Source organism: Bacillus pumilus (assembly GCF_009937765.1).
GTDB classification, from domain to species: domain Bacteria; phylum Bacillota; class Bacilli; order Bacillales; family Bacillaceae; genus Bacillus; species Bacillus pumilus_O.
This window is the reverse complement of sequence record NZ_CP047089.1, coordinates 872,563-884,951: the sequence shown is the minus strand read 5'-3', so window position 1 is coordinate 884,951 and position 12,389 is coordinate 872,563. Positions and strand designations below refer to the sequence as shown.

16 protein-coding genes are annotated in these 12,389 nt (G+C 43.8%); 15 read left to right on the top strand and 1 reads right to left on the bottom strand.

What is annotated here, in order from left to right; translation table 11 throughout:
* The 7 genes from lgt to GPS65_RS04395 all read left to right on the top strand — a co-directional run bounded on the left by lgt (position 1) and on the right by GPS65_RS04395 (position 4,864).
* Positions 1–825, top strand: coding sequence for a prolipoprotein diacylglyceryl transferase (lgt, locus tag GPS65_RS04425; protein WP_012011379.1), 825 nt, complete (start codon positions 1–3; stop codon positions 823–825).
* Between the two features lie 19 nt (positions 826–844).
* On the top strand, positions 845–1,789 hold the full coding sequence (locus GPS65_RS04420; protein WP_012011378.1) for a nucleoside recognition domain-containing protein: 945 nt from the start codon (positions 845–847) through the stop codon (positions 1,787–1,789).
* Positions 1,786–2,436 (top strand): pyrophosphatase PpaX, encoded by a 651-nt coding sequence (gene ppaX / locus GPS65_RS04415; RefSeq protein WP_012011377.1) that lies wholly within the window; start codon positions 1,786–1,788, stop codon positions 2,434–2,436. Before GPS65_RS04420 ends, ppaX begins: the two co-directional genes overlap by 4 nt.
* Before the next feature lies 1 nt (position 2,437).
* Entirely contained in the window at positions 2,438–2,956 is a 519-nt protein-coding gene (locus GPS65_RS04410) for an acyltransferase (RefSeq protein WP_012011376.1), read from the top strand.
* 69 nt (positions 2,957–3,025) lie between these two features.
* Positions 3,026–3,454, top strand: a complete 429-nt coding sequence (locus GPS65_RS04405; protein ID WP_012011375.1) for an Rrf2 family transcriptional regulator — start codon at positions 3,026–3,028, stop codon at positions 3,452–3,454.
* 85 nt (positions 3,455–3,539) lie between these two features.
* Entirely contained in the window at positions 3,540–4,181 is a 642-nt protein-coding gene (locus tag GPS65_RS04400; protein ID WP_012011374.1) for an NAD(P)-dependent oxidoreductase, read from the top strand.
* Between the two features lie 44 nt (positions 4,182–4,225).
* Positions 4,226–4,864, top strand: coding sequence for a DsbA family protein (locus tag GPS65_RS04395; RefSeq protein ID WP_012011373.1), 639 nt, complete (start codon positions 4,226–4,228; stop codon positions 4,862–4,864).
* A 60-nt stretch (positions 4,865–4,924) separates the two neighbouring features.
* Here GPS65_RS04395 and GPS65_RS04390 read toward each other — a convergent pair whose 3' ends face one another.
* On the bottom strand, positions 4,925–5,719 hold the full coding sequence (locus GPS65_RS04390; protein ID WP_161985353.1) for a C39 family peptidase: 795 nt from the start codon (positions 5,717–5,719) through the stop codon (positions 4,925–4,927).
* Between the two features lie 233 nt (positions 5,720–5,952).
* Here GPS65_RS04390 and GPS65_RS04385 point away from each other — a divergent pair, with 233 nt between their 5' ends.
* The 8 genes from GPS65_RS04385 to hisIE are packed head-to-tail and all read left to right on the top strand — an operon-like array spanning position 5,953 to position 12,382.
* Positions 5,953–7,128, top strand: a complete 1,176-nt coding sequence (locus tag GPS65_RS04385) for an ATP phosphoribosyltransferase regulatory subunit (RefSeq protein ID WP_161985352.1) — start codon at positions 5,953–5,955, stop codon at positions 7,126–7,128.
* Positions 7,121–7,762, top strand: a complete 642-nt coding sequence (hisG, locus tag GPS65_RS04380) for an ATP phosphoribosyltransferase (protein ID WP_012011370.1) — start codon at positions 7,121–7,123, stop codon at positions 7,760–7,762. The genes GPS65_RS04385 and hisG overlap by 8 nt, the downstream gene beginning before the upstream one ends.
* Positions 7,759–9,048 (top strand): histidinol dehydrogenase, encoded by a 1,290-nt coding sequence (hisD, locus tag GPS65_RS04375; RefSeq protein ID WP_161985351.1) that lies wholly within the window; start codon positions 7,759–7,761, stop codon positions 9,046–9,048. The genes hisG and hisD overlap by 4 nt, the downstream gene beginning before the upstream one ends.
* Positions 9,045–9,629, top strand: coding sequence for an imidazoleglycerol-phosphate dehydratase HisB (hisB, locus tag GPS65_RS04370; RefSeq protein ID WP_161985350.1), 585 nt, complete (start codon positions 9,045–9,047; stop codon positions 9,627–9,629). The genes hisD and hisB overlap by 4 nt, the downstream gene beginning before the upstream one ends.
* The gene (gene hisH, locus GPS65_RS04365) at positions 9,629–10,267 is read left to right on the top strand and encodes an imidazole glycerol phosphate synthase subunit HisH (RefSeq protein WP_161985349.1); all 639 of its coding nucleotides are present in this window, start codon (positions 9,629–9,631) and stop codon (positions 10,265–10,267) included. Before hisB ends, hisH begins: the two co-directional genes overlap by 1 nt.
* A complete protein-coding gene (gene hisA, locus GPS65_RS04360; protein ID WP_088001134.1) occupies positions 10,264–11,001 on the top strand; it encodes a 1-(5-phosphoribosyl)-5-[(5-phosphoribosylamino)methylideneamino]imidazole-4-carboxamide isomerase in 738 nt (245 codons plus the stop codon). The genes hisH and hisA overlap by 4 nt, the downstream gene beginning before the upstream one ends.
* Complete coding sequence (gene hisF / locus GPS65_RS04355) at positions 10,998–11,756, top strand: imidazole glycerol phosphate synthase subunit HisF (RefSeq protein ID WP_012011365.1); 759 nt, start codon at positions 10,998–11,000, stop codon at positions 11,754–11,756. The genes hisA and hisF overlap by 4 nt, the downstream gene beginning before the upstream one ends.
* Positions 11,753–12,382 carry a bifunctional phosphoribosyl-AMP cyclohydrolase/phosphoribosyl-ATP diphosphatase HisIE gene (hisIE, locus tag GPS65_RS04350; protein WP_161985348.1) on the top strand — a complete coding sequence of 210 codons (630 nt, stop codon included), beginning with the start codon at positions 11,753–11,755 and terminating at the stop codon, positions 12,380–12,382. The genes hisF and hisIE overlap by 4 nt, the downstream gene beginning before the upstream one ends.
* The last annotated feature ends 7 nt before the right edge of the window (positions 12,383–12,389 follow it).

Sequence of the window (12,389 nt, the reverse complement as noted above, 5' to 3'; positions counted from 1 at the left end):
ATGAACGAAGCGATTCAGCCAATTGATCCGATTGCTTTTCAGCTCGGACCTCTTTCGGTTCATTGGTATGGTGTGATCATTGGGGTAGGAGCCTTACTAGGACTCTGGCTCGCACTGAGAGAATGTGAGAAAAGAGGAATCAATAAAGATACGTTTATTGATTTAATCTTATTTGCCATTCCAATAGCGATTATTTGTGCACGAATTTATTATGTATCCTTCGAATGGGATTACTATCAGCAGCACCCAAATGAAATCATTAAGATTTGGCATGGCGGAATTGCCATTCATGGCGGGCTGATAGGCGCTGTGCTGACAGCAATCGTCTTCACAAAAGTGAAAAGGGTGTCCTTCTGGAAAATAGCGGATGTAGCAGCACCTAGTATTTTACTAGCGCAAGCCATTGGACGCTGGGGGAACTTTATTAATCAGGAAGCGCATGGTGAGGCTGTTTCAAGAGCCTTTTTAGAGAATTTGCATTTGCCTGAGTTTATCATTAATCAAATGTATATTGATGGGACGTATTATCACCCAACGTTCTTATACGAATCATTATGGAATCTTGCCGGTGTTGTGATCTTGATTTTATTACGTAGAACATCGATGCGTAGAGGCGAAATCTTCTTGTCTTATTTAATTTGGTATTCAATCGGTCGTTTCTTCATAGAGGGTATGAGAACGGACAGTTTAATGCTGACAGAACATCTTCGAATCGCTCAAATGATTTCGATTGCCATTTTTGCAGTGGCTGTTTTGCTGATCATCTTTAGAAGAATAAAAGGGTACGCATCGATTCCGTATAAAGAGAACAACTCATCGAATTAAAGCAGGGGGGATCAAAGAGATGGGGGAGACATGGAAAAACGGCTTAAAAGCGGGGCTATCGACTACTTGGACACTTGGAAAAGTCATCTTTCCGGTTACCATTCTCGTCAGTATCTTGCAGCATACGCCTGTTATGGATTGGATGATTCAATTCATACGGCCATTGATGGGATTGTTTGGTCTTTCAGGGGAAGCAGCTATTCCTCTTGTATTAGGAAATGTGCTGAACTTGTATGCAGGCATTGCCGCCATTTTGACACTAGATCTTCCCGTGAAGGAAGTGTTCATTTTGGCCGTGATGCTCTCCTTTTGCCATAACCTGATGATTGAATCGACAGTGGCAGCAAAGGTTGGACTCAGAGTGTCTGTCATTTTGCTTGTCAGAATCAGTCTCGCTGTTGTTTCCGCTATTGTCATTCATCTCGTTTGGCAGGGAGGCCAGGAGCCGGCACAATATGGATTGCTAACGACAGCTCAGACGGCTGATGTGCCTTCCAGCTGGTACATGATTGTCCTTGTTGCTTTACAAAAAGCCGTACTCGGTGTGCTCCAGCTCGCCTGTATTGTCATCCCTCTTATGATCATCATTCAATTCATGAGAGATCTAGGATGGCTCCATACGCTATCTAGGTGGCTGTCTCCATTTACGAGAATGCTTGGAATGAAAGAAAATACGTCGATGACGATGGTCGCTGGGTTAACCATTGGTCTGGCATACGGGGCTGGCGTGATGATGAAGGCAGTGGAAGAGGATGGCGTGAGTAAAAAGGATTTAACTCTTGCTTTCATTTTCCTTGTCGCCTGTCATGCAGTGGTCGAAGATACGCTCATATTTATTCCACTTGGGATCCCTGTGTGGCCGCTTCTTGTCATCCGCCTAGTATCTGCAATTTTATTAACAGCTGTTATTAGCTATATTTGGCGAAAGCGCGAGCTTGCAGCTGTTAGAAAGGAAGCCATATGAACGAATCAACTATTAACACCGTGCTATTTGATTTAGATGGCACATTAATCAATACGAATGAATTAATTATTGCTTCATTTCAACATACGCTTGATCATTATTACCCTGGTCAGTACAGCCGTGAAGAGATTCTTCATTTTATTGGTCCATCATTATTTGATACATTCTCTGCGATGGACCCTGATCTAACGGATGACATGATTCAGATGTACCGTACATTTAATCATGAACAGCATGATCTGCTTGTGACTGAATATGAGACTGTTTTAGATACATTGAAAGTCTTGCAGGATCGAGGATTTAAGCTTGGTATTGTCACAACAAAGATACGTGACACAGTGTTAATGGGATTGAAGCTGACCGGTTTAGAGCCATTCTTTGAGGTGATTGTGACGCTCGATGATGTCCAAAATGAAAAGCCGCATCCTGAGCCAGTTCAACTGGCATTATCCAAGCTTGGCAGCGATCCACATGAAGCGGTGATGGTCGGTGACAATTATCACGATATTCTGTCTGGTCAAGCGGCAGGGACAAAAACAGCAGGTGTTGCTTGGTCGATTAAGGGAGAAGAAGCCCTTTTCAAGCATCGCCCTGATTTTATGTTAAAGAAAATGAGTGATCTCCTGGCGATTGTTGGAGCTGATTGAGTTGAGAAAAACAGATCGTTATCCTGTAAAAGGGGTCAATTCGTTACGACAAGTGTATCGGACGGTTCCTTTTTTCAAAGTGGTGAAAAACTTTATTTTCATTCAAATCGCACGGTACACGCCCTTTATGGGAATGAAAAATTGGATATACAGAACCTTTCTTCGTATGAAGGTCGGCGAAGATACAGCGTTTGCCTTAATGGTCATGGTGGATCTCATGTTTCCTGAGAAAATCAAAGTCGGTCGAAATTCGGTGATTGGCTATAACACCACCATTTTGACCCATGAGTATTTGATTAAAGAATATAGACTTGGGGAAGTCTATATTGGTGATGAAGTCTTAATTGGAGCCAATTCCACCATTTTACCTGGTGTGACCATTGGGGATGGAGCGATCGTGTCAGCTGGTACACTTGTTCATAAGGATGTTCCAGCAGGTTCATTTGTTGGAGGAAATCCAATGCGCATGATTTATACGAAAGAAGAAATGAAAGTACGTCAATCTAAGTCTGCTGAGTAGCTCGGCAGACTTTTTTGTTGACAATATGTTATGGTGTAACTATAATGATTACAACAGAGGTGAGAAAACATGAAAATCAGCAGCAGATTTACTGTCGCTGTCCATATTCTGGCCTTGCTATCACTTGAAAAAGGATCATTACAGACATCTGAGGATATCGCGGGAAGTGTGAATACAAACCCAGTTGTTATCCGCCGGATTATGAGTAAATTAAAAAAAGCAGGCCTAATCTCAACGAGTCTTGGTAAAGGTGGTTCTCAGCTGAACCGCAGTGAAGACGAGATCACGCTACTTGATGTGTATAAAGCGGTTGAAGTGGTGGATGAGGGAGAATTGTTTCAAATCCATGAAAGCCCCAATCCTGACTGTCCGATCGGTGCAAATATTCAAGCTGTGCTTGAGTTAATCTTGTGCCGCGCTCAAAGTGCGATGGAGCAAGTGCTTGCTGAGATCAAATTAAGTGAACTAACGCAGGTGTTAATCAAAAAAATTGGATGATCTATTCAATTTTTTTTACCAATGTTGTAACTGAATTGGTTACACCTTTGTTTATCAAATAAAACATTTTACAGGAGGAATTCAAATGAAAATTGGTATTATTGGCGCTACAGGTAAAGCAGGACAGGAAATTGTAAAAGAGACTCAATCAAGAGGACATGAAGTAACAGCTATCGTTCGAGATGCGAAAAAAGTGACAGATTCATCCGTTGCTGTTATCGAGAAGGATGTGTTTCATTTACAAGCAGAAGACATTAAAGGCTTTGATGTCATCGTCAATGCATTTGGCGCACCTGCTGGGAAAGAGCAACTGCACGTAGAAGCTGGGAAAAAGCTGATTGAGATTTTGAAAGACGTACCCGATACGCGTTTAATCGTTGTGGGCGGAGCGGGGAGTCTATTTGTTGACGAAGCTCAGACTACAAGACTTGTTGATACACCAGAATTTCCAAAGGAGTATATCGCAACTGCTTCACAGCAAGGTGAAAACCTAAAAGATCTTCAACAAACTGAAGGATTAAAATGGACGTTCCTCAGCCCTGCCGCATTCTTTGATCCAGCAGGCAAACGCACAGGTTCTTATGTGAAAGGAAAAGATCAACTGATTGTTAATTCTAAAGGTGACAGCTATGTGAGTTATGCCGACTACGCCATTGCGCTTGTCGATGAAATTGAGCAGGCTGCCCATGTTAGAGAACGTTTTACCGTTGTATCTGATACAGAATAAGTCAATTCGTTGCCGCTAAAAACGATGAGTGAGGAGTTTAATGTATGAATGATCAAGAATTGTCTCTCATTTATGTATGGGATGCGTATTGTGGCTGGTGTTATGGTTTTTCCAACAGTATCCGTACTTTGCATGAGAATCATCCTGACATATCACTGACGCTAGTATCTGGCGGGTTATTTGTAGGAGAAAGAAGTCTTCCAATAAAAGAATATCCGCATATATCAGAAGCGAATCGACGGATCAGTCAGCTAACTGGCGTTGAGTTTGGTGAACGTTATCAGAAGCTGCTAGCAAATGGGACGTTTCTCTTAGACTCTGAGGCTGCAGCCATTGGGTTTTCAGCACTAAGATCCGTTGCTCCAGATCGTGCATTGTACTTGGCTTCATCAATGCAAAAGGCTTTTTATCAAGACGGAAAAAGCCTGAGTGATGAAAAAACGTATCGGGAGATCGCTATGGTGCATCAACTTGATCCTGAAGCAGTCATTGAGCGTACGAAAACAAAAGAAACGATCAATGATGCGTATGCCGACTTTGCGAAGGTTCAACAGCTTCAAGTAAATAGCTACCCTACCCTTTTGTTAAAAAAAGGGGATGAATACTTCAATGTAGGCGGAGGAGCGATGACAGCTGAAAAGCTTGAGGAGCGCCTGAAAGGAATTATAGAAAGATCATTATGAAAAAACCATCCTCTATTCGAATAGAGGATGGTTTTTTCATGTTCCCAAAGAGAACTTGTTCTATGCTTTAATGATAATCGCCTGACTGCCCATCTGTTCCCAAGAATCTTCAAACTGATCGCGATCGACTTTTTGATTCTTTTCTCCATATGGGTTATTTAAGTAGACATGCTCCTTGTCATAGCCTGTGATGACCACGCTATGCATGTTAAAGCTTACATCGATTTTGCCATTTGGTGTATTCCATGTTTCGATGTTATCTATTTTGTCAAAGGTGGATGTGGTAATCACCCAAACAGGATACCCTTTTTCAAGTGATTGATAAATGGCCTTTTTGACAGGCTTTCCGCTTAAATCGACGACTTGAGCGCCTGCATATTTTTTCGCAAGCTGATAAATAGGTTCATGGTATACACCAAGGCCTGGTCCATTCTCCATATCTCCTACAAACCCGTCACGTGGGTCTCCTTTTAAACCATTTTCATAATTGAGCGGAACACGTTTGATTTCATTTGCCAATGCGTCTTTCGTCACTTGCTCATAGCCGCTGAAATGGAGAAGCATCGCTAAGCTTGTGACTTCGCATCCATTATAAAGCTTTGGGGCATCCATCTGATTGTAGAGGATGACGTCCATGGCTTTTTTACTTCCTTTTAAAGAAGAATAAGAAGCGTCTGTTTTTTTTGTTGATCGTGTTTCTTCAGCTGCAAGTGCCGTATCGTTTTCTTTTTCTTTGGCTGCTTCGTGTGGTGAAGCTGTCTTTTTGACTTGGTCGATTTGTGTCACGTATATAAAGCCGAAATAAACAAGGCATGCGCACAACAAAGTTAGGATTAATGTCTGGATGAACTTCACTGTAATCTCCTGTTTTATTCAATATTTTTATGTATTATAGCACGTTCTTTCACCGAACATGCAGAAAAGGGACAGGTGTCACTTGAATGTAATAATTCCACAAATTTTTCATGAAAATAGAGAGAAAATAAAAATGATTGATTTAATCACTTTATTTTGTTAGCATATTATCATATTAGCGAACTAAAGGATTCGGAATTTTTTGTTTTAATGTGTTGGAGGTGTAGAAGAACATGTTTATGTTTGAGAAACCGTATGGTATGCGGGATTCATTACCAGGATTGTATGAGACGAAGAAAAAAGTGAGACATTCCTTAACAGAGGTCATGAATGGTTGGGGTTACCGGTTGATGGAGACACCAACGCTTGAATTTTACGATACAGTCGGTGTTCAATCGGCGATTACAGATACACAGCTCTTTAAGCTTTTAGATCAGAACGCGCAAACCCTAGTACTCAGACCTGATATGACGGGACCTATTGCGAGAGTAGCGGCATCAAAGCTCCATGAACAGGCGTTTCCGCTTCGCGTTGGGTATGCGGCCAATGTGTTCCGGGCACAGGAAAGAGAAGGCGGAAGACCATCAGAATTTGAGCAGGTCGGAATCGAGTTGATTGGAGATGGTTCGATTAGTGCAGATGCTGAAGTGATCGCGCTTGTCGTATTCGCATTAAAAAATGCTGGGCTCAATTCCTTCAAAATCGCAATTGGGCATGTCGCTTTAGCAGAGACGTTATTTGTAGATGTGCTGGGAAATACAGAGCGTGCAAACGTCCTTCGCCGATTCTTATATGAAAAGAATTATGTAGGATACCGTCAGCATGTGAAGCAATTGCCACTCTCCTCCATCGATAAAACGAGGCTGTTACAGCTTTTAGAGTTAAGAGGAGGCCGGGAAGTCACGGAGCGGGCAGAGGAAATCGTCGTTTCACAAGAAGGAAAAGAGGTGCTCGCGCAGTTAAAGTCGCTTTGGGAGACACTTGAAGATTACGGCTGTACGGAATATATCCGTCTCGATTTAAGCATGGTGAGTCATATGAGCTACTACACGGGCATTTTGTTTGAAGTATTTGCTGATCATGTTGGGTCAGTCATCGGAAGTGGCGGCAGATATAACCAATTGCTTGCTCATTTTGATGCACCTGCACCGGCTACAGGGTTCGGACTTCGATTAGACCGTCTGCTTGAAGCGCTCGATGCAAAAGAAATCAATGAGCCGCAGGAGGCAGTGATTTTTAGTAAAGAACAAAGACTGGAAGCTTTTGCTTTTGCAGAAAAGGAGCGGTCAAAAGGGAAAAAGATCGTGCTGCAAGACCTAGCAGGGATTGAAAATATTGACGCGATGACAAAGGCATTTGAGCAGGTGACTTATTTTATCGGCGCTAGAAAGGGAGAGCAAAATGGGTAAAGTGTTGACGATGGCGATGCCAAAGGGCCGAATATTTGAAGAGGCTGCAGGGCTGTTAAGGCAGGCGGGTTATCAACTGCCAGAGGAATTCGAGGATTCAAGAAAGTTAATCATTGATGTACCGGAAGAAAGCCTCCGCTTTATTTTAGCGAAACCAATGGATGTGACGACTTATGTAGAGCACGGTGTAGCCGATGTGGGCATTGCAGGAAAGGATGTCATGCTCGAAGAAGCTCGTGATGTGTACGAGGTGCTTGATTTAAACATCAGTAAATGCCATTTAGCAGTTGCTGGATTGCCAGGAGCCAGCTGGGGTGGTGTTGCGCCGCGTGTCGCCACAAAGTACCCAAATGTCGCATCTTCCTATTTTAGAGAACAAGGGGAGCAAGTAGAAATCATTAAGCTGAATGGTTCCATTGAATTAGCACCGCTCATCGGACTCGCCGATCGTATTGTTGATATTGTCTCTACAGGTCAAACACTTAAGGAAAACGGTCTTGTTGAAACGGAGCATATTTGTGATATTACGTCACGGTTTATAGTCAATCCTGTGAGCTATCGGATGAAGGATGCGGTGATTGATGAAATGGCGCAACGCCTTGCAAGAATCATTGAAGGGGAGGAAACATCATGAACATCACCTACATAAAAGAAGGTGACACAGACACACTCTCACTCAAACGGACTTTAGATACGGGCAAGGAAGAGCAGCGCTTGGCTGTTCAGCGGATTATACAAGAAGTGAGAATAAATGGCGATCCAGCGGTCCAGTCTTTTACAAAGCAATTTGATGGGGTGCTGCTTGAAGATCCGCTTGTCACAGAGGAGGAAATGACAAAAGCCTTCGAACGCATGGACCCAGCCATGGTTCAGGTGATCCAAACAGCTATCCGCAATATTCGCACATACCATGAGCGTCAGTTAACATCCTCGTGGTTTTATCATCAGCAAGATGGCTCGATGCTTGGACAAAAGGTGACACCGCTTGATGCAGTTGGTGTGTATGTCCCCGGCGGAACAGCTGCTTATCCATCATCTGTTCTAATGAATGTCATTCCGGCGCTTGTCGCTGGTGTTCAGCGAATTGTCCTTGTGACACCACCAGGGAAAGACGGTTGCCTATCTGATGCTGTACTCGTTGCTGCGAAGGAGCTCGGTATTTCTGAGATGTATAAAATGGGCGGTGCACAGGCGATTGCGACACTTGCCTATGGAACAGAAACCATTCAGCCTGTTGATAAAATTACAGGTCCAGGTAACATCTATGTCGCACTGGCAAAGCGGGAAGTATTTGGTCAGGTCGATATTGATATGATTGCGGGTCCAAGTGAAATTGCGGTTCTAGCAGACGACACGGCTATAGCACATGAGGTGGCGGCTGATTTACTTTCTCAGGCAGAGCATGATGCGCTAGCATCTAGTATTTTGGTCACCCCGTCTAAGACACTTGCGGAAAACGTGCAAGCTGAGGTGCAAGCGCAGCTAGACACCTTACCAAGAAAATCAATAGCCACACAATCCATAAAACATCATGGCCGTATATACGTGACGGATTCCATGGATCGTGCAGTAGACGTCGTCAATCAGTTAGCGCCAGAGCATTTAGAGGTGCTAACAGCCTATCCAGAATCATTTCTTGGTCAAATTAAGCATGCAGGGGCGATTTTTTTAGGGCGTTATAGCCCTGAGCCGGTAGGCGATTATTTTGCAGGACCGAATCACGTGCTGCCAACCAACGGAACAGCTAGATTTTCTAGCCCACTCGGTGTGACCGATTTTCAAAAGAAAACGAGCATTATTTCGTATAGTCAAGAAGCCTTTGAGACACACAGGGATAGCATTGCGGCTTTTGCCAGATTAGAAGGGCTCGAAGCGCATGCAAGATCGATTGAATCGAGAAAGCGGGAGGAATCGTCATGAGACAGGCGGAAACAGAGAGAAAAACAAATGAAACGAATATTTCATTAGCGTTAGAGATTGATGGAGAAGGAAAAGCGGATATTCAAACAGATGTCCCTTTTATGACACACATGCTCGATCTATTCACGAAGCATGGACACTTTAATTTGACCGTCGATGCGAAAGGAGATACGGATGTTGATGATCACCACACAACAGAAGATATTGGCATCGTTCTTGGGCAAATGTTTAAGGAAGCGTTAGGTGATAAAAAAGGAATCAAGCGATATGGATCGAGTTTTGTTCCAATGGATGAAACGCTTGCTCAGGTCGTGGTTGATTTAAGCAATCGTCCTCATTTGGAAATGAGAGCGGCCTTCCCAAGTCAAAAGGTCGGTACATTTGATACAGAGCTCGTGCATGAATTTCTTTGGAAGTTTGCGTTAGAAGCCCGTATAAATCTTCATGTCATTGTTCACTACGGAACCAATACGCACCACATGATTGAAGCGATTTTTAAAGCGATGGCACGTGCTTTAGATGAAGCAACAACCATTGATCCACGTGTGAAAGGGATTCCTTCAACAAAGGGGATGCTCTAATGATCGGCGTCATTGATTACGGAATGGGAAATTTGTTTAGCGTATCAAAAGCACTGGCACGAGCAGGTGCCCGTTATATTGTCTCCGCTGATGTGGAGGAGCTCAAAAAGGCAGATGCTTATATTTTGCCTGGGGTCGGTTCGTTTCGTGATGCGATGCAGTTGTTAAAACAGACAGGACTTGAGGGATTTATCCACCAAGTCGTGCAGGAAGGAAAGCTGCTATTTGGCATTTGCCTTGGGATGCAACTTTTATTTGAAGAAAGTGAAGAGGCAGGACGTACGAAAGGGTTGGGACTGCTAAAAGGACGGGTCGTTCTTTTAAAGGATCGTGAACAAGATGGGCAAAGGCTGAAGGTGCCTCATATGGGGTGGAATGAGCTCACATTTCATCAGCCCTCCCCATTGTTTGACGGAGTACCAGAAGGATTTGCGTACTTTGTTCACTCTTATTATGTGAGGGATATGAATCCAGAAGAGCAATTAGCAAGCGCAGACTATGGCGTTCAAGTGCCAGCAATTGTCGGTAAGGGAAATGTGCTAGGCGCACAGTTTCACCCTGAAAAAAGCAGTACAACGGGCATGGCGCTGCTCAAACAATTTATTCAACTAGCAAACGAACAGAGGGTGAACAAATGAGTGAATTTACATTGTATCCAGCGATTGATATGAGGAATGGCAAATGTGTACGGCTCGTGCAAGGAGATTATGATCAAGAAACCATTTATGGAGATTCACCGCTCGATATGGCGACGCGATTTGCAAATGAAGGAGCAAAGTGGATTCATCTCGTTGACCTAGATGGTGCGAAGGCGGGGAATCGCGTCAATCATGAGCATGTGCTGGCAATTGCTTCATCCTTAGATGTAAAAGTACAAATTGGTGGCGGTATTCGGACAGAAGAAGACGTTGCCTTTTATATAAACAATGGCGTAGCTCGGGTCATCCTTGGCAGCTCGGCTGTTTCTAACCCTGCTTTTGTGAAAAAAATGCTTGCGCAATATGGGGAGAAAATAGCGATTGGCATTGATGCGAGAAATGGATTCGTATCGACTGAGGGGTGGCTTGAAACGTCGAAAGTGAAGGCAGAGGATCTCGGCAAAGAATTGGCAAAGGAAGGCGCAGAGGTCTTTATTTTCACAGATATTCAAATGGACGGCATGCTGGCGGGTCCCAATGTGGAAAGTACAGTTCGCTTAGCAGAAGCGACTGGCAAACAAGTCATTGCTTCAGGTGGTATCAGTTCGGTAGCTGATCTTCAAAAGCTGTCAGCACAAAAGCAGACAGGCGTTTCTGGTGCGATCATTGGAAAGGCACTTTATACGGAGCGGTTTACTTTAGCAGAAGCAATTGAAGGGCTTGACCGCGTATGATGACAAAACGAATCATCCCATGTCTCGATGTGAAGGAAGGGCGTGTGGTCAAAGGGGTGCAATTCCTCGGTTTAAAGGATGCTGGTGATCCGGTAGAATTAGCGCAGATATATGATGAGGAAGGGGCGGATGAACTCGTCTTTCTTGATATTTCTGCCTCTCATGAAGGCCGGAAAACGATGGTGGATGTGGTCAAGCAAGTGGCGTCCACTCTTGCCATCCCTTTTACGGTAGGCGGTGGAATTAACCACCTTGATGATATGAAGCGCATATTAAGAGCGGGTGCAGACAAAGTATCTGTGAACACAGCGGCAGTTTTAAGACCAGAATTGATTTCAGAAGGTGCCGATTTTTTTGGTTCCCAGTGCATCGTCGTCGCAATAGATGCAAAGTACGTTGAAGAGAAAAAAGCGTACATGGTTTATACACACGGAGGGCGTCGTCAAACGGATATAGAGGTAAGCGATTGGGCAAAAGAAGCCGTGCTGAGGGGGGCAGGAGAGATCTTGCTCACAAGTATGGATGCCGACGGTGAGAAAAAGGGCTTTGATCATCGATTAACAAAGCTTGTGTCAGAAGCTGTCACTGTGCCTGTCATTGCTTCAGGAGGCGCTGGCAATGCTCAGCATATGCTGGAGGCATTTACAAAAGGAGAAGCGGATGCAGCTTTAGCAGCCTCCATTTTTCATTATAAAGAGACTTCAATTCAAGAGGTAAAGACATACTTGAAAGAACACGGGGTGAAGGTCAGATGAAACAGGCAAACGAATTATCCTTTAATGAGGCAGGCTTGATACCTGCGATTGTACAGGATGCTCAAAGTAAGGAAGTCTTGACATTGGCGTATATGAATCAAGAATCCTATGAAAAAACAATAGAGACAGGGGAAACATGGTTTTACAGCCGGTCAAGAAACGAGCTTTGGCACAAAGGCGCCACATCTGGACATACTCAGCGCGTCACATCCATTCGATATGACTGTGACAAGGATGCGCTGCTTGTTCTTGTCACACCAAGTGGACCAGCGTGCCATACTGGTAGTTATAGCTGCTTTTCGGAAGAAGGCGAGAAACGTCAAACGGAAGAGCAGGATCGTTTTTCGATTTTAAATGAACTTGAACAGGTGATTGCGAAACGTCAGGCTGAAATGCCAGAAGGCGCTTATACAACCTATCTATTTGAAAAAGGGGTCGATAAAATCCTGAAAAAGGTAGGGGAAGAAGCGTCAGAGGTCATCATTGCTGCGAAAAACCGGGATCAAGAAGAATTGAAATGGGAAACAGCCGATCTTCTGTATCACCTGCTTGTGTTATTGTGTGAACAGCAATTGCCTCTTGATGATGTTTTAAAAGTATTAAAAAAACGTCATCAAGGTGAGTGAAAAGCCG

What these genes read in the sequence shown, in the direction of transcription:
- hisA (WP_088001134.1), top strand. Translation starts at nt 10,264, where the DNA reads ATGAGTGAATTTACATTGTATCCAGCGATTGATATGAGGAATGGCAAA.
- hisG (WP_012011370.1), top strand. Translation starts at nt 7,121, where the DNA reads ATGGGTAAAGTGTTGACGATGGCGATGCCAAAGGGCCGAATATTTGAA.
- GPS65_RS04405 (WP_012011375.1), top strand. Translation starts at nt 3,026, where the DNA reads ATGAAAATCAGCAGCAGATTTACTGTCGCTGTCCATATTCTGGCCTTG.
- lgt (WP_012011379.1), top strand. Translation starts at nt 1, where the DNA reads ATGAACGAAGCGATTCAGCCAATTGATCCGATTGCTTTTCAGCTCGGA.
- GPS65_RS04395 (WP_012011373.1), top strand. Translation starts at nt 4,226, where the DNA reads ATGAATGATCAAGAATTGTCTCTCATTTATGTATGGGATGCGTATTGT.
- hisB (WP_161985350.1), top strand. Translation starts at nt 9,045, where the DNA reads ATGAGACAGGCGGAAACAGAGAGAAAAACAAATGAAACGAATATTTCA.
- GPS65_RS04400 (WP_012011374.1), top strand. Translation starts at nt 3,540, where the DNA reads ATGAAAATTGGTATTATTGGCGCTACAGGTAAAGCAGGACAGGAAATT.
- GPS65_RS04385 (WP_161985352.1), top strand. Translation starts at nt 5,953, where the DNA reads ATGTTTATGTTTGAGAAACCGTATGGTATGCGGGATTCATTACCAGGA.
- hisH (WP_161985349.1), top strand. Translation starts at nt 9,629, where the DNA reads ATGATCGGCGTCATTGATTACGGAATGGGAAATTTGTTTAGCGTATCA.
- ppaX (WP_012011377.1), top strand. Translation starts at nt 1,786, where the DNA reads ATGAACGAATCAACTATTAACACCGTGCTATTTGATTTAGATGGCACA.
- GPS65_RS04420 (WP_012011378.1), top strand. Translation starts at nt 845, where the DNA reads ATGGGGGAGACATGGAAAAACGGCTTAAAAGCGGGGCTATCGACTACT.
- hisF (WP_012011365.1), top strand. Translation starts at nt 10,998, where the DNA reads ATGATGACAAAACGAATCATCCCATGTCTCGATGTGAAGGAAGGGCGT.
- hisD (WP_161985351.1), top strand. Translation starts at nt 7,759, where the DNA reads ATGAACATCACCTACATAAAAGAAGGTGACACAGACACACTCTCACTC.
- hisIE (WP_161985348.1), top strand. Translation starts at nt 11,753, where the DNA reads ATGAAACAGGCAAACGAATTATCCTTTAATGAGGCAGGCTTGATACCT.